Raw genomic sequence first — 24,467 nt, forward strand, 5'->3', positions numbered from 1 at the left:
GCCGTCAGCAGGACGTTCAGCTTGCGCACTCGCGCAGCAAGTCCGTGATTTTCGTGTCGAGGGCCCGGGCGACAGCAAGGGCTTCCGAACTGCCGCAACCCGCCAAATAGCTCTCCATCTTGTCATAAGAGACGTGCACGCCGTCGGCACGCTCATCAACGAGCACTGTGACTGGAGCGTAGGATCCGGCATCGGGGACGTGTTTGACCATCTCTTTCATGATGAGTGGATTGCCGACCACAAATCGCATGATCCTGGCTGTCTTGGATCCGGATTCGCGGCGTAGAATGTCGCCAAGGTCGAATTGTGCGAATAGCATCAGCTCCGTCCGGCCGAGGCCACGTCGCACAACGCGCTCCAAATCCTGGAAGGACGTTGTCGCCCTCGTCTCCTCGAAAAATTCGACAATGTCCGGCTGCCCGACTGCGGACTTGAAGGCGGCCACGACAGCGTCGAATGGTTTCGAGCTCGTGAGGCTGAATCGTTCGATCTCGATTTTGGCGATTGTCATTTTGTCCTCTGTTGCAAGTGCATTCGGCGGCGTCGTAACGCGCCGGGATCATGCCGTGGCGGGCTGCGCGTCCAAAAAGGTCCTGACGTGGCTGACGAACAGCTCGTGGTGCTGAAACAGCGCGCCGTGACCTGAATCGGGATAAAGGATCAACTGCGCGTTGCTGAGCTCCTTGAACATCGCGTAGGCATTGTTCGCGGGCAGCATGGTGTCGTGGCTGCCGCTGACCACGAGAACCGGCTGACTGATGGCGCGCAGGATGGCGTGTCCGGGATCAGGTGTGGCACACCAGGTAATCAACGCCTTGGCCTGCGGATCGGTGACCGCGCGGCCGTTGTCGGTGTCCCGATCGTCCTTGCGCACTTTCGTCCTTTGCAGGAAGGCCAAGCCGAAGGATCGGCTGGCGGACGAATTCGTGAAGAACAGCGGCAGGCGGGGGTCCGGCGCATCAGTCTGGGAAAACGCTTCCTGCAGAACCGCCAACAAATGTTCCTCTCCGCCTTTCGGCGCAGTACCGACGAGTATGAGCTTGCGGACAAGCTGTCCGTGCTCGGCGGCGATCTGCTGAGCGACGCACCCGCCGAGGGAAAAGCCCAGCAGATCCACCTCGACAAGGCCGAGCGAGTTGATGAAATCGACCGCGTCCCGTGCCATCGCCTCGACATTGTCGGGCGTTTGGCCGGTCGAGCGGCCGACCCCGGCATTGTCGAAGGCGATCACGGGCCGCGCGGCGGCCAGAGCGTTGACGATGGCGGGATCCCAGGCATCGATGTTGCCGGAGAAGTGCTGCAGAAGAACCAGCGGCGTTCCGGTCGCGGGGCCGAGACGGCGATACGCAAAGCGGATTCCGTTGCCTTCGATGTAAAGAGTCGGCGCCGTTTCGAGCGTGGCGGCGTCCTGGTTCGCGATTCCAGGTTGAGTCATGTCATCCTCTGGATATTGAGAATCGAATGAGGTCGGTATGGCGCCAAGACCTGGCGGTCTGAGCTTTCCCCCGAGTGAGCGCGTGCGCTCCCGACGCGGAAGCGCCGGGAGCGGCGCCGTCACTTCGCGAGCGCGGCCTTTTCGATGGCCTCGGCGACTTGCTTGGCATGGACGACGAGCGAGGCGTGGCTGCCGGCGACTTCCGTCGTCTGAGCCTTGATCCGGGCTGCGAACGACTTCTGGGCCTCGGGCGCGAGGACTTTGTCCTTCGTGCTGATGACATAGAAGGTCGGCTTGTCGTGCCAGGCCGCAATGGTGACCGGGGCTTCAAACGCAACGTGGTTCAACGGGAGCTGCGAGTTGGCGAGGTGCGCGGCGATTTCCGGAGGAAGGTCCGCCGCGACGGCCGATGGAAACACTTTGGGGTCGATGTAGAGATCGCCCTTCGCGTCAGGATGGATCGCATTGCCGCCTTCGGTCGGCGGCCCTGCCTTTGCGAGCGACGCAAGGGATTCACCCACGTCAGGCGCGAAGGCGGACACATACACCAGCGCCGAAACCTTGGGATCGTTGCCCGCTTGCGTGATCACCACGCCGCCCCAGGAGTGACCGACCAGCACGGTTCTGCCGTCCTGCTTCGCGAGCGCCTGTTTGGTGACATCGACGTCGGCCGCGAGCGAAGTGAGCGGATTTTCCACGAGCGTGACGTGATAGCCCTTTTTGGTGAGGATATCGGCGACGGGCTGCCAGCTCGTCTGGTCCACGAAAGCTCCGTGTACCAGCACGATGTTGTGGGCTGCTCCCCTCGGCAGTTCGGCCGAATTGGCGGAGCCGACCAATGTCGATCCGGCCAGAAGCACAGTGGCGGCTGAAAGAAGGATATTTCGCATCGATTGTTCCTGTAGGCGTGTCGGACCAACAGAGTCCGGAGGAATGAACAGGCGTTTCCACTGAGGTCGCGGTTCTTCCATCTGCCGTCGGCGAAATGGTTGCCGCACGTGACGTCGGCCCGCCACGACATGACCTAATCCGCAGTCATTCCGGACGATAGGGATCAATCGTCCGAGTGTTGTGTCGGATCGTCCACCCCGTTAATCTCGACAGAATGGATATCCTCGCTCAAGTGCTCGATCGCGTTCGTCTCGGAGGGACGCTGCTGTTTCACTTCGAGCTCGGCCATCCCTGGCATCTTGAGCTGCCGGCGCGCCCCTACGCGCTGTTTCACTATGTCAGCCGTGGATCGGCGACCCTCGCGGTCGAGCAGCGTCAAGAAATCCAGATGACCGAGGGCGATCTTGTCGTGATTACACGCGGCGCGCCCCATGTGTTTTATTCGGACCGCAAGGCGAAGCCTTTGCGCATCATCGATATCGATCGGGCGTCGTCGCGATTTGGCGTCATTCGTCACGGCGGTCGTGTCAAGCCGCACGCGACCATGATCTGCGGCAATTTCACGGTGTCGCGGCCACTATTTGGCAGCGTGCTGGAGCTGCTGCCGCCAGTACTGCTGCTGAAGCCGACGACGGACGGTGGTTGGCGCGAAGCGATCCTGCGCCGCATGGTCAGCGAGTCTGCGCTTGAGCGTCCCGGCCAGCGGGTCGCGCTTTCACGACTGACGGAAGTGCTGTTTGTCGAGGTACTCCGAAGCTGGATCTCGTCTCTCAGCCCCGGACAAGGCGGCTGGCTCGGGGCCATTTCCGACCCCCATATCGGACCGGCGCTCAAGCTGATTCACGAAAGCCCGGAGCGGCCCTGGACCTTGAGTGATCTTGGCCGTCGCGTCGGGCTCGGCCGCTCGGCGTTTTCGGCGCGCTTTAGCAAGCTCGTCGGTCAATCCATGCAGCGTTATGTAATCGAACGCCGGATGGCAGAAGCCGCCTTCCTGCTCGAAACCAGCGATGAGTCCATCGCGCGGATTGCGAGCCGGGTCGGCTACGAGACCGCGGCGGCATTCTCGAAGCTGTTTCAGCGGCATCATGGAGAGTCGCCGGGCCGTTACCGGGCCGCTCGGCGCGCTGACGGCGGCCGCACGCCGCTGGACGGCTCGGAATTGCAGGTTTCCGATTGATCTCGACAACGCCGTGTGGACTCCAAATCCGGGATGTCGCTTCCGAGAGGCATGCGGACACCCGGCACATACGCTCGCAAGCGGAAGCGCTGGGATCGGCGGCCACCAGCCGGGCCGATTCATCCTTCGAGACGCCGTACTATGCACGGCTCCTCAGGATGACGGTGATGGGTGTTGCGGTTGTCTGATTTCAACTGTCAAACAGCTTGCTCGGTGTCATCAACCGCGCATGCGGGTGATCCAGTATTCCAGAGACTGTCGTGCTTGAGCCGACAGGCCGCGGCGTACTGGGGCGCCCGGTCTCGTCTCCGCCAAGGCGTCGCCTCGGCGTCTTATCCCGGCAGCATCGCGAACGCGCTCGACACCATCGCCACCGGCTTGTTGTCGGTGCCGGAGGAGAGCGTGACGCGGCCGAAGCTCATGGTGCGGCCGAGCCGGACCACGCGGGCGTCGGCCAGCACGTCGGAGGCGGTCACTGCGCGCATGAAATGCGTGGTCTGGTCGACCGTCGTCATCGGGCGATAGCCCTTGTTGGCGGCGAGATTGGCCAGCACCATCGCGGTGTCGGCGAACGCCATCAGCGCCTGGCCGCAGACGATGCCGCCATTGCGGCACAGCCGCTCGGAAAACGGCATGCGCAGGATGGCGCCGGGCTGCCAGTCGGGATCGCCGCCGGCGGGGGCTGCGATGTCGAATTGCTCGACCGACAGATTGAGGTCCTGCACCCATGGCGCAAAGACGTCGCCGAGCACGCGCTTCGCGTCGTCGATCCCGAATTCATTGGCCTGCTGCATGATGTCCCGTTTCCTCTCTTGTTGCTCGTCTTTTTCCAGCACTCAGTATCGCTGTGATGTGAATCGCACTCGGTTGTCATTGCGAGGAGCGACAGCGACGAAGCAATCCATGCCTACGCATGTGCGGGCAGATGGATTGCTTCGCTTCGCTCGCAATGACGATGGTAGATACCGTGACCTAGTTGGCCGTGACATGCACGCCCGGCCGCTTGCCGTCATTCCATTTGCCGTCGATCGCGCGTTCGATCTGGGCGGCGAGCTGCAACAATAGCCCGTCATCGGCCTGCTTGCCGATCGCCTGGATGCCGAGCGGCAGGCCGTGCTCGTTGGTCGCGAGCGGCAGCGAGATCGCGGGGATGCCGCAGAGATTGGCCAGCGGCGTGAAGGCGAAATTGCGCCAGAGATTGCCGAACCAGTCCAGCACCGACGGGTTGTCGCTGATGGTGAGATATTCCGTGGTGCCGACCTTCGGCGTCGGCAGCGCCGTGATCGGCGTCAGGATGATGTCCCAATCCTCGAAGAAGGCGCCGAAGCCGCGCGCGGTGGTGTTGAACACCGCCTGCATGCGGGCGCGGTCGGCGAAGCTGAAGTCGCGGCCGTGCTCCCAAATGCGGATGTTGATCGGCTCGATCAGCTCCGCCGGCGGCCGCTCCAGTCCGCGCGCGGCAAGCATGTTGCCGATCACGACGGCGAAATTGCTGATGTAGCAGCTGGTCTGCGCCGCGAAGGCTTGCGTGTAGTCGATCGCCGGCAGCGCGTAATCGACCTGGTGGCCGAGGCCTTCGAGGAAGCGTCCGACCCGCGCGAGCTCGGCTGCGATATGCGGCGTCGCGCGATAGTCGCCCCATGTGTGCGACAGCGCGATCCTGAGCCGGCCGGGGTCGCGCTTGATCATCGCGGCATATGGCTCAGGCGGTGCCCAGAACGGCATGAACTCGCCGGGCGCGGGGCCGCGGCAGGCGTCGACGAAGGCCGCGGTGTCGCGCACCGAGCGCGACTGGCAGCCCTGGATCGAGACGAGGCCAGTGAGATCGGACAGATGCGGCGCGAGCGAGAACACGCCGCGCGACACTTTCAGTCCGATATTGCCGTTGACGCCGGCCGGAATCCGGATCGAGCCGCCGCCGTCGGTCGCATGTGCGATCGGGACCGCGCCGGCGGCGACCATCGCCGCGCTGCCGGCCGACGAGCCGCAGGTGGTGTAGTCGGTGTTCCAGGGATTGCGCGTGACATAGATCGCGGGGTTCTCGGCCGAGCTGCAAACCCCGAACTCCGGCGTCGTGGTCCGCCCGATCAGATTGAGGCCGGCCTTGCGCAGCTTCGTGGTCAGGAAGGTGTCGGCCGCGGCGCGGTTGCCGCGCATCATCAGCGAGCCCATCTCCTGCAGCCGTCCCTGCATGGTCGGGCCGAGATCCTTCATCAGGAAGGGCAGGCCGGCGAACGGCCCGTTGAGATCGGCGCCGTCGCGCGCGGGATCGGCGATCACGTCGTCGAACAGCTCGACCACGCCGGAGAGCGCGGGATCGACCTTGGCGACCGCGGCGGCGGCTTGCGACGCCAGCTCCCGCGGCGTCAGCTCGCCACGCCGGACGCGCTCGGCGAGCGCCGTTCCGTCATGCCGCGTCCATTCGTCCCAGCTCATCGCCAAAGTCATGTCGTCGATTCCTTTTCTGCTTTGTTGCGGAGTGTAATTTGCGCGGCCGCCCGGTCAAACCGTTGCGCGGCGGCGGCGCTCCGGCACGCTCGCGCTGCCTTCCGACGCGCTTGCGCTGCGTTCCGAAGCGGCTTGCGCTGCGTCCCGACGTGCGTGCGCTGCCTTGCAAACGCCGTGCCCGGCATGAAAATGCCCCAGTTTGGGCGCCCAATCGCCCTTCGTCAGTGGTGTGGGGGCGTACATGGTCCGCAGGTTGGTGTTGCTCGGCGGCGTGATTGCGATCGGATTGGCGCTCAGTGGCTGCACGCGCTGCGGTCCGGTCTGGGACGACTGGATGCAGTCGCCGAAATCCTGCAAGTCGGACAACCTCTAGGGCAGCGACAGCCAGCTTGGCCGGACATGCTTGGCCAGACATGTGCTTGGCGACGGCTTTCCGGCGGTGATATACCGCGGACGAAAATGCAAGGAGCGTTCTCATGAGAGTTTTGTGCGCAGTCGCGGTTGCGGTGCTGCTGTCGGCGCCGGCCTATGCGCAGATGCCGAACATCAATCTGATGCCTGAGGTCAAGACCAAGACCCAGGAAGAGAAGGACCAGGACGCGGTCAATCAGAGGGCCTACAAGGACTCGCTCAGCAAGATTCCCGACGCCAAGGGATCGTCCGATCCGTGGGGCGTGGTGCGCAGCGACGCGCCGAAGGCGGCGGCCCATCCTCCCGCCAAGCCGAAGACCAAGACCGGAAGCTCGGCGCAGCCAGGCCCGACCACGCAGCGCAGCCAGTAAGCGCCGTTCGGGCCGGCCTCGACGGTCTGGCACGGACTCGGATTCTCCCGGCACCGCGCCTATATTGGGAGCGTCGTCAGTTGGTCCGGAGTTGCGGCAATGGTGTTTCGTCCGCGCGATCTCGCCAGCCGGATGGCCGCCCGGCGCAAGCCGGATGACGGCTTCCTGCGCGAGACCTTCAGCCTGCCACGCGATCAGGCCCGCCTGCGGGCGCGTGCCTTCCTCAAGCGCTATCCGAAGGCGGCCTATATGAGCGCCGTCGAGAGCTGGCGCGAGCTGCCCGGCGGCGACATCGAGTTCACGATGCGGCGGCTGGCCAGCGCGGACTGACAGTGCCTGGGCGGAGCGGACCGGCACGGCGTCAGCTCGCCCGGCAGATTGCGCCTCACTCCCCGTCGCTGCGGCCGCGGGTCTGTTCGCGCCCGAGGTTGTTCAGCTCGCGATCGATCCGCAGCTGCACGCGGCGGACCGCCAGCAAGTCGAGTTTCGCCTCGGTCTTGCCTGTGAAGACCCGGTCCCCGATCTGGAAGCGCCATGTCCAGACCCCGGCTATCAGCTGGGTGATGGTGAATTCGATGCCCCTGTGGATCATCTGGAACAATCCCGCGAATCAAAGGCAATCATCGATACTTAAAACCATAGGTTGTATTAATCTCTAACAATCGTCAAACGTTAATATGAGATAAAATGCCCGTCCGGGCGGCGTCGCAGACCCTGCGGGCGGACCGATCCGTCGGCTGGACGGTGTCGCCGCTGCGCAGCGCCCCGGCTGCATTGCCGGGCAGGCCAACGTTACGAACACTGGCGCAAGCTGAGTCTTCCGCGAAGGCTACGTAGTTTTTTTGGGCGTCAGGAGGGGTACCAAGGTAGTATGCAGATTGTGCCAGACCATGGTCGGCGCGTGTATAACATCTTGATGGTGCAACTATTTTTCGGACGTGCTTGGGTGGCATGCCATCCGGAACTTTGTTCTTGCCCGGAGAACTACGGATCGCGGCGGGGCAGGAGTCCGACGACTAGCTACGGCCGGTGCGCAGGTTGTGACACGGGGGCGATGGCCACGAAAGGCGCTGGGCCGAAAGAGGCCGGACAATGTCTGTCAGAGGGAGCCGCCGCGTGCGGAGGCGCGATCTCGCGATCGCTTTCACGGCCAGAACAGATGGCGTCCCATGGAAAATGATGGGGCCAGAACATTTACTCTATCGCCTCAGTAGTCCTACCGAGAACATCAACCAAGCCTCGGTTTCCGTTCGCTTAATCCGCGCCAGGACACTTCGGAAATCAACCCCGGAGACAGTGCCTTGACGGCATCCGGCGTTTACGCGTCCGAAAGAACATATTGCGAACATAGAACAAACGTGGTACGAGGTTTCCTATCAACAACGCATTCCATTCGACCTCATCGCCCGTTTGTCCCGCTAGCGAATCCCCGCCATAAGGAGCACATCCCAAATGTCCGCCACCGCACTGCGTATCGTCGAAGGATCCTCCATGGACAAGTCCAAGGCCCTCTCAGCCGCGCTCTCCCAGATCGAGCGTCAGTTCGGCAAGGGCTCGGTGATGAAGCTCGGCAAGAACGACCGCTCGATGGATGTCGAGACGGTGTCCTCGGGGTCGCTCGGGCTCGATATCGCGCTTGGCGTCGGCGGCCTGCCGAAGGGGCGCATCGTCGAGATCTACGGGCCGGAATCCTCAGGGAAAACCACGCTGGCGCTGCACACGGTGGCGGAAGGCCAGAAGAAGGGCGGCATCTGCGCCTTCATTGACGCCGAACATGCGCTCGATCCGGTCTATGCGCGCAAGCTCGGCGTCAACATCGACGAGCTCCTGATCTCGCAGCCGGACACCGGCGAGCAGGCGCTGGAAATCTGCGACACGCTGGTGCGCTCCGGTGCGGTCGACGTGCTGGTGGTCGATTCAGTCGCGGCGCTGGTGCCGAAGGCCGAGCTCGAGGGTGAGATGGGCGACGCGCTGCCCGGCCTGCAGGCCCGCCTGATGAGCCAGGCGCTGCGCAAGCTCACCGCCTCGATCAACAAGTCGAACACGATGGTGATCTTCATCAACCAGATCCGCATGAAGATCGGCGTGATGTACGGTTCGCCCGAAACCACCACCGGCGGCAACGCGCTGAAGTTCTATGCCTCGGTCCGCCTCGACATCCGCCGCATCGGCGCGATCAAGGAGCGTGACGAGGTGGTCGGCAACACCACCCGCGTCAAGGTGGTGAAGAACAAGCTGGCGCCGCCCTTCAAGCAGGTCGAGTTCGACATCATGTACGGCGAGGGCGTCTCCAAGATGGGCGAGATCCTCGACCTCGGCGTCAAGGCCGGCCTCGTCGAGAAATCGGGTGCCTGGTTCTCCTATGACAGCCAGCGGCTCGGCCAGGGACGCGAGAATTCGAAGGCGTTCCTGCGCGCCAACCCCGATATCACCACCAAGATCGAAGCCGCGATCCGGCAGAATTCCGGCCTGATCTCCGAGCAGATCCTCGCCGGCACACCGGAGCGCGACGCCGACGGCGAGGAGCCGACGGAGGAGTAAGCTTTAAAGCTCCAAGATTTCGCTGCAAGCGGGCGCTGAGGACGTTGAGTTGCCGACGTCTTCGGCGCCTGTTTGGTTTTGGTGCCAGTGTTCAGTGAGTTGGATCGATGAAGCGTCTGATCTTCCATCCGGGCTCGATCTGAACCGCGCAGGTCTCGGCGAGACCAAGCCGGGTGTGCTTTCGAGTGAGCTGTACAGGGAACGCGGCGTGTTCGATTTTCAAGAAGCAGACCTGATGCTGGATGGACTCGCCTATTGTCGATCGCCGGTCCTCGCTGGATTCCGGCAGAGATCCAAGGAGCGGATGATTGGAAGGCCCACCGAGAAAGATCGCTGCACAGCCGGCTGTCGGTGACCGATTTCGGCCAGGAAGTGCTGGATGGCGAGCTGGACTTCAGCCAGTACAACTCGATCCATCGCTGGTGGGGTGGCACGGAGTTGACCAACGACCGGCTGTGGCGCTGGGACGCGAAGAGCCGCGCCTTGGTCACGCCGTAGGCTTGATCCGCGCGGCGCCGGCAGGCGTCACTCGTCCCTACGCCAGCGCCTTTTCCCGGCTGCCGATCAGCGCCCGCAAATCCTCCGTCACCGCGACCGACTGATGGGTCTTCTGGTCGGTGGCGACCCAGATGATCTCGCCGGTGGCGCGCAAATCATCGGAGCCCTTGGCGAAGATCGCGAGCGCAAGGTTGATCGAGGAGCGGCCGATCCTGGCGACGCGGACGCAGACCTCGATGTCCTCGTCGAAGCGGATCGGGGCCTTGTACTCGACCACCGATTTCACGGTGTGGAAGTCGACGCCGGTCCGCGCCACCTCGCCGAGATAGTCGTAGCCGAGCGCGCGGAAATACTCGGTGATCGCGGTGTCGAAATAGGTGAGGTAATGGGCGTTGAACACCACGGCCTGCGCGTCGACCTCGGAATAGCGGACGCGAAACGGGAAATGAAACCAGAAGTCCTCGCGCATGCTTCCTCCTGCCGCGGCGTTGCTCGCCGTCGTTCGCCCACGGACAAGCGCGCCTTATGAAAACCGGGCTGCAGGATGGGCAGAGCCAACGGAGCCGCGCCCGTTGGCTCTGCCCATCCTTGATCGTTGCCCGCGCTTACTCCGCCGCCTGCGCGTAATCCTCGACCGGCGGGCACGAGCACACCAGGTTGCGATCGCCGTAGACATTGTCGACGCGCCCGACCGGGCTCCAGTATTTGTCGGACCGCGACACGCCCGCGGGGAAGCAGCCCTCGGCGCGGGTGTAGGCCCGCTCCCACACATCGTCGGCGATGTCGTGCACGGTGTGCGGGGCGTGGCGCAGCGGCGAGGCGTCGATGGTCCAGCGGCCCTTCTCGACCTCCGCGATTTCGTTGCGGATCGCGATCATGGCATCGCAGAAGCGGTCGATCTCGAACTTGGATTCCGATTCGGTCGGTTCGATCATCAGCGTGCCCGCCACCGGGAAGCTCATGGTCGGCGCGTGGAAGCCGTAGTCGATCAGCCGCTTGGCGATGTCGTCCACCGTGACGCCGCTGCTCGTCTTCAGCCCGCGCGGGTCGACGATGCACTCATGGGCGACACGGCCGCGCTCGTTGCGATACAGCACCGGAAAGTGCGGCTGCAGCCGTGCGGCGATGTAATTGGCGTTGAGGATCGCGACCTCGGTGGCGCGGGTGAGACCTTCGCCGCCCATCATCAGGATGTAGATGTAGGAGATGGTCAGGATCGACGCCGAGCCGAACGGCGCGGCTGACACCGGGCCGATGGCGTGCGCATTTGCGCCGTCGGTTGCGGGATGACCCGGTAGATAGGGCGCGAGATGCGCCTTGACGCCGATCGGGCCCATGCCGGGGCCGCCGCCGCCATGCGGGATGCAGAAGGTCTTGTGCAGGTTGAGATGACTGACATCGGCGCCGTAATCGCCGGGCCGCGACAGCCCGACCTGCGCATTCATGTTGGCGCCGTCGAGATAAACCTGACCGCCATGCGCATGCACGATGTCGCAGATCTCGCGGATATGCTCCTCGAACACGCCGTGGGTCGACGGATAGGTGATCATCACGGCGGCGAGATTGGCCGAATGCTTCTCCGCCTTGGCGCGGAGGTCATTGACGTCGACGTCGCCGCGCGCGTCGCACGCCACCACCACGACATCCATGCCGACCATCGCGGCCGAGGCCGGATTGGTGCCGTGCGCGGAGGAGGGGATCAAGCACACCTTGCGGTGCGGCTCGCCGCGCGCGAGGTGATAGCCCCGGATCGCCAGCAACCCGGCATATTCGCCCTGCGCCCCGGAGTTCGGCTGCAACGACACCGCGTCATAGCCGGTGATGTCGCACAGCCACTGCTCCAGCCGCTTGAACAGCGCGTGATAGCCCTTGGCCTGATCCGCGGGCGCGAACGGATGCAGATTGCCGAACGCCGGCCAGGTCAGCGGGATCATCTCGGTGGTGGCGTTGAGCTTCATCGTGCACGAGCCAAGCGGGATCATCGCGCGGTCGAGCGCGAGGTCGCGATCGCTGAGCTTGCGCATGTAGCGCAGCAGTTCGGTCTCCGAGCGATGCGTGTTGAACACCGGGTGGGTGAGGAAGGCGCTGGTGCGCCGCAGCTCCTTCGGCAGCGCCTCGTGCGCCGCCGCTTCGATTTCGGCAAAGCTGAGCTTGCCGCCGAACACGCGCCACACCGCCTCGACGGTCTCCGGCGTCGTGGTCTCGTCGAGCGCGATGCCGAGCGTGGTCGTACCGATGCGCAGATTGATCCGCTCCGCCTGCGCGCGGGCGACGATCTCGATCTGCCTGGCACCGGCCTCGATCGTTACGGTGTCGAAGAACGCCTCGCTGGTCGGCGTAAAGCCGAGCTTGCGCAGGCCTGCGGCCAGCACGGTGGCGCGCCGATGCACGCCGCGAGCGATATGGGTCAGGCCCTCGGGGCCGTGATAGACCGCATACATCGAGGCGATCACGGCGAGCAGCACCTGCGCCGTGCAGATGTTGGAGGTCGCCTTCTCGCGGCGGATATGCTGCTCGCGGGTTTGCAGCGCCAGGCGATAGGCGGGTAGCCCGCGCGAATCCACTGACAGCCCGACGATGCGGCCGGGCAGCGAGCGCTTCAGCGTGTCGCGCACCGCCATGTAGGCGGCGTGCGGTCCGCCATAGCCCATCGGCACGCCGAACCGCTGCGCCGAGCCGATCGCGATGTCGGCGCCGAGCTCGCCGGGCGAGGTCAGCAGCGTCAGCGACAGCAGGTCGGCGGCGACGATCGCCAGCGCGCCCTTGGCGCGCAGCGATGCGATCGCAGGCCGGAGGTCGCGTACCGCGCCCGACGTTCCCGGATATTGCAACAGCGCGCCGAGCACGTCGGCCTTGTCGAGCTCGGTGAGGGGATCGCCGACGACCAGCGCCCAGCCCAAGGGGGCCGCGCGCGTGCGCATCACCGCGAGCGTCTGCGGATGCACCTCCTTGTCGACGAAGAACACCTTTGCTTTCACCTGCGAATGGCGCTCGGCGAGCGCCATCGCTTCAGCGGCGGCGGTCGCCTCGTCGAGCAGCGAGGCGTTGGCGACGTCGAGCCCGGTGAGGTCGCAGATCATGGTCTGGTAGTTGAACAGCGCTTCCAGCCGGCCCTGGCTGATCTCCGGCTGATACGGCGTATAGGCGGTGTACCAGGCCGGGTTCTCCAGGATGTTGCGCTGGATCACCGCCGGCAGGATGGTGCCGGAATAGCCCTGTCCGATCAGCGACGTGAACACCTGGTTCTGCGCGGCGAGCTCGCTCATATGCGCGAGCGCCTCGGTCTCGCTCAGCGCGCGGCCGAGATCGAGCGGCGCCTTCTGGCGGATCGACGCCGGCAGCGTCTCGTTCATCAGCGCTTGCAGGCTCGCGGCGCCCACCGTCTCCAGCATTGCGTTGACGTCGCGCGGTGACGGTCCGATGTGGCGGCGGACGAAATCGGTGACGGCTTCGTTGATCGGCTTGAAGGGCGCGTTCATGACGGGGTCCTCGTTGTCAGCCGTCATACCCCGCAAAAGCGGGGTATCCAGTACGCCGGGACAGCAGTGGTTAAGCTGAAGGGCCGCGGCGTACTGGGTCGCCCGATCAAGTCGGGCGATGACAGGGAGTGTGTGGTCGCAATCTGCTTCATTCTCTCAGGCGGTGTGCGCGGCGTAGGCGGCTTCATCCATCAGGCCGCCGAGCTCGCCCTTGTCTGATATCTTCAGCTTGAAGAACCAGGCCTTGCCGCCGGCATCCGAATTGACCAGCGCGGGATCGGCCGTGAGCGCCTCGTTGACCTCGACCACTTCGCCGGTGATCGGCGCATAGACGTCGGAGGCGGCCTTGACGGATTCGACGACGGCGGCGGCCTCGGCCTTTTTCAGGCTGCGGCCGATCTTGGGCAGTTCGACGAACACCACGTCGCCGAGCTGCGATTGCGCATAATCGGTAATCCCGATCGTGGCGACATCGCCCTCGATGCGGAGCCATTCGTGGTCGGACGTGTACAGCGTCGTCATGGGGATCGATCCTTCAGCGTTTGTAGGTATTGGGGATGAAGGGCGTTGCGGCGACTTTCAGCGGCAGCCGCTGGCCGCGCACTTCGGCGAAAACGGTGGTGCCGAGCGCGGAGAGGGCGGTCGGCAGATAGCCCATCGCAACCGGCGCATTGAGGCTCGGGCCGAAGCCGCCCGAGGTCACCTTGCCGATCTGCTCGGTCGAGCTGGCGTCGGCAAACAGCGCGGCGCCTTCGCGCACCGGCGCACGGCCATCGGGCCTTAAGCCGACGCGGCGGCGGGTGGCGCCATCAGCGAATTGCGCGAGGATCTTGTCGGCGCCGGGAAAGCCGCCGGCGCGGGCGCCGCCGCTGCGGCGGACCTTCTGCACCGACCATTCCAGCGCGCCTTCGACCGGCGTGGTGGTGGTGTCGATATCGTGACCGTAGAGGCAGAGCCCGGCTTCGAGCCGCAGGCTGTCGCGCGCGCCGAGCCCGATCGGCAGCACGTCGGGATTGTCGAGCAGCGCGGTGACCAGGGCTTCCGCCTTGTCCGCGGGTACTGAAATCTCAAAGCCGTCCTCGCCGGTGTAACCGGAGCGCGAGACGAAGCAGTCGATCTCGGCGACGCGGCGCGGGCCGGCGTCCATGAATTTCATCGAACTGACATCTGGACAAAGCTTTGCCAGTGCCGCTTCCGCTTTCGGCCCCTGCAGCGCGATCAGCGCGCGGTCGGCCAGCGACACGATCTCGCAGCTGTCGGAAAGATTCGCTCGCAGATGCGCCTCGTCCGCGTCCTTGCAGGCGGCGTTGACCACCAGGAATAGATGATCGCCGAAATTCGCCACCATCAAATCGTCGAGCAGGCCGCCGTCCTTGTTGGTGAATTGCGCGTAGCGCTGCCGTCCCGGCGCGATGCCGACGATGTCCTGCGGCACCAGTTTTTCCAGCGCGAGCGCCGCGTCTGCGATCTTGCCGGATTTGGCCTTCAGCACGAGCTGTCCCATGTGGGACACGTCGAACAGACCGGCGTCCTTGCGGGTGTGCAAATGCTCCCTCAGCACGCCGGCCGTGTATTGCACCGGCATGTCATAGCCGGCGAACGGCACCATCTTGGCGCCGCGCGCCAGATGCAGCGCGTGCAGCGGGGTCTGTTTCAGCGGGGAAGTTTCGCGCACAAGCATCACAGGGCCCTCGCGGTTCCCGCCGGGGACCTATTTCCCCTTGAGAAACCTGCAGAAAGCCCCATCTGTCGCTGTGCCTGAGAGTATTATCCCGTCGGCGGACGCAATCGGGGAGAACCCCAGCGCCTCTTTCCAGATGTCAGACGTCACGCGGTCCTTTTGCCTGAGAGTTTCCGGGGCGGTTGCTCCTTCGGCGCCGGCCCAGGACAGGGCCAGTCTCTCCCGACGTGACTACTTACAGGTAGGACCAAAACACGGCCCCGCCAAGGCTGTCAACGCACCCGGACGACTATCAACGGGCTTTGTGCTGTTGCGGCAAGCCCATGATCCGGCTGCACAGTTTCTGGACACCGCAGCTGGCAATGTCTAAAAGCGTTCGGCCGGAAAATGACGCCTTTTTGCGGCTGGCCGGCCCCTTTTTCCGATTGGATGAACATGAGCAGCGTCAACGACATCAGGTCGACATTTCTGAACTTCTTCAAGGCGAACGGCCACGAGATCGTGGCCTCGTCGCCGCTGGTGCCGCGCAACGACCCGACCCTGATGTTCACCAATGCCGGCATGGTGCAGTTCAAGAACGTCTTCACCGGCGTCGAGAAGCGCGGCTATCAGCGCGCCACGACGTCGCAGAAATGCGTGCGCGCCGGCGGCAAGCATAACGACCTCGACAATGTCGGCTACACCGCGCGCCATCTCACCTTCTTCGAGATGCTCGGCAACTTCTCGTTCGGCGACTACTTCAAGGAGCGCGCGATCGAGCTCGCCTGGAATCTGATCACCAGGGATTTCGGGCTGAAGAAGGACAAGCTGCTGGTCACGGTCTACCACACCGACGACGAGGCGGCCGGCTACTGGAAGAAGATCGCGGGCTTCTCGGACGACCGCATCATCCGCATCCCGACCTCGGACAATTTCTGGGCGATGGGCGATACCGGTCCCTGCGGTCCGTGCTCCGAGATCTTCATCGATCGCGGCGAGCACATCTGGGGCGGACCTCCGGGTAGCCCCGAGGAGGACGGCGATCGCTTCCTCGAGTTCTGGAATCTGGTGTTCATGCAATACGAGCAGGTGACGAAGGAGGAGCGCGTGGCGCTGCCGCGCCCCTCGATCGACACCGGCATGGGCCTCGAGCGCATGGCCTGCATCCTGCAGGGCGTCGAGAGCGTGTTCGAGACCGATCTGTTCCGCCATCTGATCGACGCAGCCTCGTCGGCGCTCGGCCATGAGCCGAACGCGCAGAACGTCGCGTCGTATCGCGTCATCGCCGACCATCTGCGCTCGTCGGCGTTCCTGATCGCCGACGGCGTGCTGCCGTCGAATGAGGGCCGCGGCTACGTGCTGCGCCGGATCATGCGCCGTGCGATGCGCCACGCGCAGCTCCTGGGCGCGAGCGAGCCGCTGATGCATCGCCTGGTCTGGGCGCTGGTCCGCGAGATGGGCCAGGCCTATCCGGACCTGGTGCGCGCGGAAAAGCTGATCGAGGAGACGCTGCAGCTCGAAGAGACCCGATTTCGCAAGACGCTGGTGCGCGGACTGTCGATCCTCGACGAGAAGAGCGCCGGCCTGAAGAAGGGCGACATGTTCGACGGCGACACCGCGTTCACGCTGTACGATACCTATGGTTTCCCGCTCGACCTGACGCAGGACGCGCTGAAGTCGCGCGGCATCAGCGTCGACCAGGCGGCGTTCACCGACGCGATGGAGCGCCAGCGCGAGAAGGCGCGCGCCTCCTGGGCCGGCTCCGGCGAGGCGGCGACCGAGACCATCTGGTTCCCGCTGCGCGAGAAGCTCGGCGCTACCGAATTCCTCGGCTATGAGACCGAGAGCGCGGAAGGCGTGGTGACGGCGCTGGTCAAGGACGGTGCCGAGGTCGATGGCCTCAAGGCCGGCGAGAGCGGCGCGATCGTGCTGAACCAGACCCCGTTCTATGCGGAGTCCGGCGGTCAGGTCGGCGACATCGGCGTGCTCACCGGCGAGGGCGTCAAGTTCCGCGTCACCGACATGCAGAAGAAGGCCGGCGATCTGTTCGTGCATGTCGGCACGGTGGAGCAGGGCACGCTGAAGGCCGGCACCGCGCTGCAGCTCGAGGTCGACCACGCGCGCCGCTCGGCGATCCGCGCCAACCATTCGGCGACCCATCTGTTGCATGAGGCGCTGCGCCAGGTGCTCGGCGATCACATCGCCCAGCGCGGCTCGCTGGTCGCGCCCGATCGCCTGCGCTTCGATTTCGTGCATCCGAAGCCGATCACGCCGGAAGAGCTCGCCCGCGTCGAGGACATCGCCAACGAGGTCGTGCTCGAGAATGACGAGGTGACGACCCGCGTGATGGCCGTCGACGACGCCCGCGAGGCCGGTGCGCGCGCGCTGTTTGGCGAGAAATACGGCGATGAAGTCCGCGTCGTCTCGATGGGCAAGAGCGCCCGCGAGCACGGTCAGAACGCGCTCGGCTGGTCGGTCGAGCTCTGCGGCGGCACCCATGTCCGCCGCACCGGCGACATCGGCCTGATCTCGGTGACCAGCGAGAGCGCGGTCGCCTCCGGCGTGCGCCGCATCGAGGCGCTGACCGGACGTCACGCGCGCAAGCACGCCAACGACACCATGGCGCTGGCGAAGAGCGCGGCGGCCGAGCTGCGCACCTCGATCGAGGACGTCCCGGCGCGCATCACGGCCCTGATGGAAGAGCGCAAGAAGCTCGAGCGCGACCTGTCGGATGCCAGGAAGAAGCTCGCGATGGGCGGCGGTAGCGGTGCGTCGAACGGCGCGGCGTCCGGTGTCCGCGAGGTCGGCAACGTCAAGCTGCTGGCGCGTGCGGTCGAGGGCGTCGAGACCAAGGATCTGAAGAGCCTGGTCGACGACGGCAAAAAGCAAATCGGCTCGGGCGTCGTCGCGATCGTCGGCGTCACCGAGGACGGCAAGGCCGGCATCGTGGTCGGCGTCACCGCCGACTTGACCTCGCGCTTCAACGCGGTCGAGCTGGTCCGCAAGGGCTCCGAGGTGCTCGGCGGCAAGGGCGGCGGCGGCCGGCCCGACATGGCGCAGGCCGGCGGTCCCGACGGCGCCAAGGCCGATGCCGCGCTGTCGGCGATCGAACAGGCCATGACTCAACAGGCATCGGCCGGCGCCTGACGGAGAGGCTGATCGTGGCGACGGCTCCGCTCAAGCCTACGATCAGCGATCCCCGGCTGCGCGACCGTCTTTACGAGTTGCTTGAACGCGATGACCTGCCGCATTCCGGCGGTTCGCGGTTTGCCGGGATCATCGTCGCCATCATCGCGGTCGACGTGCTGGCGGCGATCCTGGTCTCGGTGCCCGAGATCGACGCGCAGTTCGGCTGGGCGCTCGCCTCGATCGAGATCGCGGCGGTGGCGGCCTTCGCGCTGGAATATGCCGCCCGGCTCTGGAGCGTGGTCGGCCACTCCCTGCGCGACATGACGGCGTTGCAGGCACGGCGCGAATACGCCTTCTCGGCGCTCGGCATGATCGACCTGCTCGCCTTCCTGCCGTCGGCCATTGCGCTCGCGATCGGCGACAGGACCGCGCTGGTGCTGTTCGGCATGCTGCCGTTTCTCAAGCTGGTGCGCTATTCGACCGCGATGCGCTCGCTGCTGGCGGCGCTGCATGCGGAGCGGCGCACGCTGTTCGGCTGCGTCGTGATCCTGACCGGGGCGGTGCTGCTGTTCGCCTCGCTGCTCTATGCCATCGAGCACAAGGTGCAGCCGGACAAGTTCGGCACCATGCCGCAGGCGATGTGGTGGGCAATCGTGACGCTCGGCACCGTCGGGTATGGCGACGTCGTTCCGGTGACGCCGCTCGGGCGGATCGTCACCGTGGTTGCGATCGTGGTCGGCTTTGCGATGATCGCGCTGCCGGTCGCGATCATCTCGACCGCGTTCGCCGACGAGGTCCGGCGCCGCGACTTCGTCGTGACCTGGGGCATGCTGGCGCGGGTGCCGCTGTTCTCGCATCTCAATGCCGCCGATATCGCCGACATCATGCGGCTGTTGCGGTCGCAGACCATCGAGGCCGGAGAGGTGCTGGTGCGGCGCGGCGATGCAGCCTCATCGATGTATTTCATCACCGCGGGCGAGGTCGAGATCGACCTGCCGAGTCAGCGGGTGCGCCTTGCCGACGGCACGTTCTTCGGCGAGATCGCGCTGCTGCGCAGGACCAATCGCTCCGGCACGGTGACGGCGACGCGCAAGACCAAGCTCCTGTTGCTCGATGCGCAGGACTTCCACGCCCTGATCGAGCGCATGCCGGCACTCTCCGCCCATGTCCGCGAGACCGCGGAAGCGCGGCTTGCCGATCCGCTCGCGGCTGGTGGCGACTTGGCGGCCGCGGAGATCGCGCAAGCGCCGCGCGAGACCGACGGCGGGATCCGGGATTAGTCGCGGCGCAGGAACACGTAGTCGGCAGAATACGCCGCGCTCTTCAGCGCGCCGGCCTTGTCGCAGGCGCCGCTGAGTTCGCCGCCCGAGGTGTTGATCCGCTGCACGGTGGCGACGCTGGAGAACAGGCCATTGCCGCGGTGGGCGATCACCTCGAGCTTCAGCCAGGGGATATCCGCAGCCGTTGCGCCAGGTGCGCTGCCGGCGGTGCGGGCGGTCACTGCGCTGCCGTCGACATGCTCCCAATTCGGGCCCGCATAGTGCCGGCCGACCGTGCGGCCATCGGCGATCAGGGTCGCGACCGGCTCGCGGAACGACCAGGCGAGCTTGCCGCCGGTGACCGGCTTGCACTCATAGAGCTGCGCGCCCTCGGCATGGACGGTGAGGACCGGAGATTCGCCGGGCGCCGCGACGGCGTCGGGCAGCGGATCGGCGGCGAGGGCCGCCGATCCTGATAGCAGGATAGATGCGAGCGCCGCGGCTCTGACAAGGGCCATGATCTGCGCTCGCTGCTGTCGTCCGGGGACGGCGGGCTTAGCCCGCCATGGCCTTCACGAGGTTGTCGGACACCTTGTCGAGGAATCCAGTGGTCGAGAGCCAGCGCTGATCGGCGCCGACCAGGAGCGCGAGGTCCTTGGTCATGTAGCCCTCCTCGACGGTCGCGACGCAGACCTTCTCCAGGGTGGTGGCGAACTTCGCCAGTTCCGGATTGTTGTCGAGCTTGGCGCGATGGGCAAGGCCACGGGTCCAGGCGAAGATCGACGCGATCGAGTTGGTCGAGGTCTCCTTGCCCTTCTGGTGCTCGCGGTAGTGGCGGGTCACGGTGCCGTGGGCGGCTTCGGCTTCCACCGTCTTGCCGTCCGGGGTGAGCAGCACCGAGGTCATCAGGCCGAGCGAGCCGTAGCCCTGGGCCACGGTGTCGGACTGCACGTCGCCGTCATAGTTCTTACAGGCCCAGACATAGCCGCCGGACCATTTCAGCGCCGAGGCCACCATGTCGTCGATCAGGCGGTGCTCGTAAGTCAGGCCCTTGGCCTCGAATTCCTTCTTGAACTCGCGGTCGTAGATGTCCTGGAAGATGTCCTTGAAGCGGCCGTCATAGACCTTCAGAATCGTGTTCTTGGTCGAGAGGTAGACCGGGTAGTTGCGCAGCAGGCCGTAGTTCAGCGAGGCGCGGGCGAAATCGATGATCGAGTCGTCGAGATTGTACATCTCCATCGCGACGCCGGCGCCGGGCGCCTTGAACACTTCGCGCTCGATCACGGTGCCGTCCTCGCCGACGAATTTCAGCGACAGCGTGCCCTTGCCCGGGAATTTGATGTCGGTGGCGCGGTACTGGTCGCCATAGGCGTGGCGGCCGATGATGATCGGCTTGGTCCAGCCGGGCACCAGGCGCGGCACGTTCTTGCAGATGATCGGCTCGCGGAAGATCACGCCGCCGAGGATGTTGCGGATGGTGCCGTTCGGCGACTTCCACATCTGCTTCAGGCCGAACTCCTTCACCCGGGCCTCGTCGGGGGTGATGGTGGCGCATTTGACGCCGACGCCGACCTTCTTGATGGCCTCCGCCGCGTCGATGGTCACCTGGTCGTTGGTCTCATCGCGGTATTCCATGCCCAGATCGAAATACAGCAGTTCGACATCCAGGAACGGGTTGATCAGCTTGTCCTTGATGTACTGCCAGATGATCCGGGTCATCTCGTCGCCATCGAGCTCGACGACGGGATTGGATACCTTGATTTTTGCCATGACGGAGAGGCCCTCTTGGGAACAGCGCGCTTTTGACGGCGGGATGGTGGAATACGCCTGCGCTATAGCACCGCCCGGGGGCGGGCGGAAGCGGACCGGTTATGCACTTTAAGCCCATCTTTTAGCCTAAAATGCCGCCTGCGTGGCCGTCCCTGCGACGATGTACCAGGTCACGAACAGGCCCGCGATCAGGGCCCCCGGCAGGCTCGATCCGGTCCGCCGCCAGGTGAAGGTCGCGATCACGGCGACGATCGCGAGCAGCGGCACGAACTGGATCGCGACGATGGTCGAGAGCGGCACGAAACCGGGGTCCGGGATCGGGTTGAACAGCTTTCCGCTCAGCCACAGCGTGCCGTATTGCAGCGCCAGCAACACGATGAAACCGAGCGTCAGGGCCAGGATGTTGGTCAGGTACAGCGCGCCGCGCGGCGTATCCATGGTCGAGAAATTCCGGTGCAGCACGTGCAGCGCCACGACGAAAAACGCCGTGAACGGAATCAGATAGATCAGGAAGATGAGGAATTGCTTCGCGCTCATCAACTTGAGTGCGACGATCCAGAACCGGAAGTCGATCTTGAAGGCGAGGTCGGCGAGCCAGAGCGCGGCGTAACCCACCGCAACCGACGCCAGCGCGATCACGATGGATTGACCGACGAGGCCCGCCCGGCTGGCGCGCTTCGGCGCGAACCGCATCAGGGCCAGTGTGATCAGGAGGTTGATAATAGCCCAGACCAGGATCTGGTTGGTGATGCCCTGCGGCAGGAATGCGCTCGGGGTGACGAAGGTGCCGCCCAGTGCAAAGGCCGGGTAGTAGGTCAGCGCCGGGATGAAGGCCGACAGGATGAACGCCGCGGTCCAGCGCCGGCCGCTCGCCGCCTGATGCGGCGGCATGGTGCCGTCGGCGACCGCGGGCAGACGCAGGCGGGAGAACGCCAGTGCTTCAAGCAGCCCGTCGAACGTTCCGATCACGAGCGCGATGAAACCGATAAGGGCGATCAGCGTGCCGATCTCCTTGCGGAACCAGATCTGGTCGTCGACCGGACGCGGTGTGCCGCCCTTCAGGGTCTTGGCGAACCAGTCGAGGCTGTAGCCGATCGCCTCATGCGAGATGTGCTCGGCCGGATGGGTCATCGCCGGCGTGTACAGCGCCCGTGCGGTGCCATTGGCCGGATCGCCATAGACCTTGCCCGGCTCGACCGCGCCCTGGGTGCCGAACAGCGCCCAGAGCTTCGGGCTGGTGGTGACGTCGCGGGCGAGGTCGACGCCCCACATCAGGGTGGAGAATTCCTCATACTGCGCGAACACCAGTGCGGTGTTGCGCGGCCACGACGTCGTGCCCTCGGCGGCGAACGGCTTGCCGGTGGAGGAGCCTTCCAGCACCATCGACTTGTAGTCATTGGGCATCGCTGCGGCGGCGGCGAGCACGGTCCAGCCGCCCATCGAATGGCCTTCGAGACCGATGTTCTCCTTGTCGACGAATGGAAGGCTGCGGAGATAGGCGAGGCCGTCAGGTCCGCCAAAGCCGTTGGCGAAGGAGGGCGGGTCGCTGTAGCCATGGCCGGTCTGGTCGAGCGCCAGCACGACGTAGCCGCGGCGGGCGAACTCGATGGCGAAGCCGTCCTGGGTCTCGCGCGAATTGATGTAGCCGTGGACGGCGAGGACGCCGGGCGCCGGGATCTGCGCCGTCGCATTGGCCGGGACGTAGAGCAGGGCGCTCATGGTGTTGCCCTTGGCGCCCTTGAACCTGACATCCTCGATCCGGATGCCGCCTGCCGTCTGAGTAAAGTGCGCGAGCAGGCCCCCCGCCACGATCAAGATCAGGCCCACAATCGCCAGCGTCCATCTGCCCCGCATCGTCGTCCCCCCAAAGTGCTTCAATCCAACTGCCTCGCCGTTCAACCGGCGTCTCAAGCGTGCCTTTACAGCTTCGCTTTGGTTGTGGTTGATAGCCTATCCGAAGGCGAAGCGCGCGCAAGCCGCGGCCCTCATGTTCTGCGATCGGGATTCCGATTGAGGATTCGCAATCGCCGCTAACCCTGTTATCTGCTTGGAGAAATTGGTTCCGCGCAAAACCGGTGCAAAGCTGGTTGCGGGCCCCTGGATAAGGTTTTGAATCAGCCGCCTCGGAAGCTGATTCAAAATCTTCAGATCTTGAATCAGAAAGTGAAGTGAGATGTCCGGCACCGACAAGACCAAGGCAGGGCACGACCTTGCCGGTCCCGTCGTCATCCTGGTCGAGCCGCAGCTTGGCGAGAACATCGGCATGGCCGCGCGCGCGATGGGCAACTTCGCGCTGAGCCGGATGCGCATCGTCAACCCGCGCGACGGCTGGCCGAACATCGCCGCACAGCGCGCGGCCGCCGGTGCCGACCACATCATCGGCTCCGTCGAATTGTTCGACACCGTCGAGCAGGCGATCGCCGACCTCACGCTGGTGTTCGCCACCACCGCGCGCGCCCACGACCAAGCCAAGCCCGTGGTCGGGCCGGAAAGCGCGGCGACCGAGATCGCCCGCCATGTCGCATCCGGTGGCGGCGCCGGCATCCTGTTCGGGCGGGAGCGCTCCGGCCTGACCAATGAGGAGGTCGCGCTCGCCAACCGCATCATCACCTATCCGGTCAATCCGGGCTTCGCCTCGCTCAACCTGGCGCAGGCGGTGCTGTTGATGGGCTATGAATGGTTCAAGCTCTCGACCGCCGGGGCGCTGCCGTTTGCGATGCCGGAGCGGTCTGAGCCGGCTTCCCAGCACCAGATGCAGGCGTTCTTCGACAACCTTGTCGCCGAGCTCGACAAGGTCGAGTTCCTGCGTCCGGCCGAGAAGCGCGACACCATGCTGGTCAACTTGCGCAACATCTTCACCCGGATGGATCCGACCAAGCAGGACATGCACACGCTGCACGGCGTGGTGATGGCGATCGCCGAGGGCCGCAAGGGCCCCGCCAAGGGCGGCGTGCTCGACGGCGCCCAGGCGACACGGCTCCGCGCGCTGCTCGCCGAACAGGGCGGCGGCGGCGCGACCGCCGACAATTCCAGCACGGTGCGCGGCCTCGCCCGGCTGCTCCGCCGCAACCCGACCGATGCCGAGCGGATCCTGTGGCAGGCGCTGACCCGCGACCGCCGCTTCGCCGGCCAGTTCAAGCGCCAGACCCCGGTTGGCCGCCACATCCCCGACTTCGTCTCCTTCGTGCACCGGACCGCGATCGAACTGGTCAATCCGAACGAAAGCGAGGCCATCGGCACCGATCGCGCCAAGCGCAGAGCCTGGCTCGAGGCGCGCGACTACCGGGTGGTCGATATGCAGGTGGCCGACATCGAGCGCGACCTCGACGCCGAGCTGGCGCGGCTGGAGGCGGCGCTGCGGCAGGGGCGGTGAAGCGTCTTGTTCGGTGTCATCATTC

22 protein-coding genes and 1 riboswitch are annotated in these 24,467 nt (G+C 65.2%); of the genes, 9 read left to right on the plus strand and 13 right to left on the minus strand.

The window, feature by feature from the left end:
- Window positions 1–16: 16 nt before the first annotated feature.
- The 3 genes from ACVW17_RS22115 to ACVW17_RS22125 all read right to left on the minus strand — a co-directional run bounded on the left by ACVW17_RS22115 (window position 17) and on the right by ACVW17_RS22125 (window position 2,325).
- Entirely contained in the window at window positions 17–511 is a 495-nt protein-coding gene (locus tag ACVW17_RS22115; RefSeq protein ID WP_456753889.1) for a DUF302 domain-containing protein, read from the minus strand.
- A 48-nt stretch (window positions 512–559) separates the two neighbouring features.
- Window positions 560–1,435, minus strand: coding sequence for an alpha/beta fold hydrolase (locus ACVW17_RS22120; protein WP_456753890.1), 876 nt, complete (start codon window positions 1,433–1,435; stop codon window positions 560–562).
- A 119-nt stretch (window positions 1,436–1,554) separates the two neighbouring features.
- A complete protein-coding gene (locus ACVW17_RS22125; RefSeq protein ID WP_456756498.1) occupies window positions 1,555–2,325 on the minus strand; it encodes an alpha/beta fold hydrolase in 771 nt (256 codons plus the stop codon).
- Window positions 2,326–2,540: 215 nt separating this feature from the next.
- On the opposite strand from ACVW17_RS22125, the gene ACVW17_RS22130 reads away from it, so the two are divergent.
- Window positions 2,541–3,503 (plus strand): cupin domain-containing protein, encoded by a 963-nt coding sequence (locus ACVW17_RS22130; RefSeq protein WP_456753891.1) that lies wholly within the window; start codon window positions 2,541–2,543, stop codon window positions 3,501–3,503.
- 332 nt (window positions 3,504–3,835) lie between these two features.
- On the opposite strand, the gene ACVW17_RS22135 is transcribed toward ACVW17_RS22130, so the two are convergent.
- Together ACVW17_RS22135 and ACVW17_RS22140 are read right to left on the minus strand one after the other, a co-directional pair.
- Window positions 3,836–4,297: a PaaI family thioesterase gene (locus ACVW17_RS22135; RefSeq protein WP_456753892.1), complete on the minus strand. Its 462-nt coding sequence runs from the start codon at window positions 4,295–4,297 to the stop codon at window positions 3,836–3,838.
- Window positions 4,298–4,475: 178 nt separating this feature from the next.
- On the minus strand, window positions 4,476–5,951 hold the full coding sequence (locus ACVW17_RS22140; protein WP_456797876.1) for an amidase: 1,476 nt from the start codon (window positions 5,949–5,951) through the stop codon (window positions 4,476–4,478).
- A 241-nt stretch (window positions 5,952–6,192) separates the two neighbouring features.
- Here ACVW17_RS22140 and ACVW17_RS22145 point away from each other — a divergent pair, with 241 nt between their 5' ends.
- The 3 genes from ACVW17_RS22145 (at window position 6,193) to ACVW17_RS22155 (ending at window position 7,063) form a co-directional block, all read left to right on the plus strand.
- Entirely contained in the window at window positions 6,193–6,324 is a 132-nt protein-coding gene (locus ACVW17_RS22145) for a peptidylprolyl isomerase (protein ID WP_456753893.1), read from the plus strand.
- Between the two features lie 103 nt (window positions 6,325–6,427).
- Window positions 6,428–6,733 (plus strand): hypothetical protein, encoded by a 306-nt coding sequence (locus ACVW17_RS22150; RefSeq protein ID WP_456753894.1) that lies wholly within the window; start codon window positions 6,428–6,430, stop codon window positions 6,731–6,733.
- Between the two features lie 99 nt (window positions 6,734–6,832).
- A complete protein-coding gene (locus tag ACVW17_RS22155; RefSeq protein ID WP_456753895.1) occupies window positions 6,833–7,063 on the plus strand; it encodes a hypothetical protein in 231 nt (76 codons plus the stop codon).
- Between the two features lie 55 nt (window positions 7,064–7,118).
- Here ACVW17_RS22155 and ACVW17_RS22160 read toward each other — a convergent pair whose 3' ends face one another.
- Window positions 7,119–7,325, minus strand: a complete 207-nt coding sequence (locus tag ACVW17_RS22160) for a hypothetical protein (RefSeq protein WP_456756499.1) — start codon at window positions 7,323–7,325, stop codon at window positions 7,119–7,121.
- 860 nt (window positions 7,326–8,185) lie between these two features.
- Between ACVW17_RS22160 and recA the strand changes: the two genes are divergently transcribed.
- Both recA and ACVW17_RS22170 read left to right on the plus strand, forming a co-directional pair.
- Complete coding sequence (recA, locus tag ACVW17_RS22165) at window positions 8,186–9,274, plus strand: recombinase RecA (RefSeq protein WP_050629140.1); 1,089 nt, start codon at window positions 8,186–8,188, stop codon at window positions 9,272–9,274.
- Window positions 9,275–9,529: 255 nt separating this feature from the next.
- Entirely contained in the window at window positions 9,530–9,772 is a 243-nt protein-coding gene (locus ACVW17_RS22170) for a hypothetical protein (protein ID WP_456753896.1), read from the plus strand.
- Window positions 9,773–9,809: 37 nt separating this feature from the next.
- Here ACVW17_RS22170 and ACVW17_RS22175 read toward each other — a convergent pair whose 3' ends face one another.
- The 4 genes from ACVW17_RS22175 to gcvT form a co-directional block, all read right to left on the minus strand.
- The gene (locus tag ACVW17_RS22175) at window positions 9,810–10,241 is read right to left on the minus strand and encodes an acyl-CoA thioesterase (RefSeq protein ID WP_456753897.1); all 432 of its coding nucleotides are present in this window, start codon (window positions 10,239–10,241) and stop codon (window positions 9,810–9,812) included.
- A 136-nt stretch (window positions 10,242–10,377) separates the two neighbouring features.
- Window positions 10,378–13,251, minus strand: coding sequence for an aminomethyl-transferring glycine dehydrogenase (gene gcvP, locus ACVW17_RS22180; protein WP_456753898.1), 2,874 nt, complete (start codon window positions 13,249–13,251; stop codon window positions 10,378–10,380).
- 156 nt (window positions 13,252–13,407) lie between these two features.
- Entirely contained in the window at window positions 13,408–13,773 is a 366-nt protein-coding gene (gene gcvH / locus ACVW17_RS22185; protein ID WP_456753899.1) for a glycine cleavage system protein GcvH, read from the minus strand.
- A 13-nt stretch (window positions 13,774–13,786) separates the two neighbouring features.
- Complete coding sequence (gene gcvT / locus ACVW17_RS22190; RefSeq protein WP_456797877.1) at window positions 13,787–14,932, minus strand: glycine cleavage system aminomethyltransferase GcvT; 1,146 nt, start codon at window positions 14,930–14,932, stop codon at window positions 13,787–13,789.
- 142 nt (window positions 14,933–15,074) lie between these two features.
- A riboswitch (glycine riboswitch) is annotated at window positions 15,075–15,167 on the minus strand.
- Between the two features lie 200 nt (window positions 15,168–15,367).
- Here gcvT and alaS point away from each other — a divergent pair.
- Together alaS and ACVW17_RS22200 are read left to right on the plus strand one after the other, a co-directional pair.
- Window positions 15,368–18,058, plus strand: a complete 2,691-nt coding sequence (gene alaS, locus ACVW17_RS22195) for an alanine--tRNA ligase (protein ID WP_456797878.1) — start codon at window positions 15,368–15,370, stop codon at window positions 18,056–18,058.
- Window positions 18,059–18,069: 11 nt separating this feature from the next.
- Entirely contained in the window at window positions 18,070–19,320 is a 1,251-nt protein-coding gene (locus tag ACVW17_RS22200; protein WP_456756500.1) for a cyclic nucleotide-gated ion channel, read from the plus strand.
- Here the strand turns inward: ACVW17_RS22200 and ACVW17_RS22205 are convergent.
- From ACVW17_RS22205 to ACVW17_RS22215, 3 genes are all read right to left on the minus strand, one after another.
- The gene (locus ACVW17_RS22205; RefSeq protein ID WP_456753902.1) at window positions 19,317–19,817 is read right to left on the minus strand and encodes a DUF3455 domain-containing protein; all 501 of its coding nucleotides are present in this window, start codon (window positions 19,815–19,817) and stop codon (window positions 19,317–19,319) included. The two genes, ACVW17_RS22200 and ACVW17_RS22205, sit on opposite strands and share 4 nt — an antisense overlap.
- A gap of 37 nt (window positions 19,818–19,854) precedes the next feature.
- Window positions 19,855–21,069 (minus strand): NADP-dependent isocitrate dehydrogenase, encoded by a 1,215-nt coding sequence (locus ACVW17_RS22210; protein WP_456753903.1) that lies wholly within the window; start codon window positions 21,067–21,069, stop codon window positions 19,855–19,857.
- Between the two features lie 126 nt (window positions 21,070–21,195).
- Complete coding sequence (locus ACVW17_RS22215; protein WP_456753904.1) at window positions 21,196–22,923, minus strand: alpha/beta hydrolase family protein; 1,728 nt, start codon at window positions 22,921–22,923, stop codon at window positions 21,196–21,198.
- A gap of 319 nt (window positions 22,924–23,242) precedes the next feature.
- Between ACVW17_RS22215 and ACVW17_RS22220 the strand changes: the two genes are divergently transcribed.
- A complete protein-coding gene (locus ACVW17_RS22220) occupies window positions 23,243–24,442 on the plus strand; it encodes a TrmJ/YjtD family RNA methyltransferase (protein ID WP_456753905.1) in 1,200 nt (399 codons plus the stop codon).
- Window positions 24,443–24,467: the final 25 nt, after the last annotated feature.

It is taken from the genome of Bradyrhizobium sp. USDA 4473 (genome assembly GCF_054063335.1).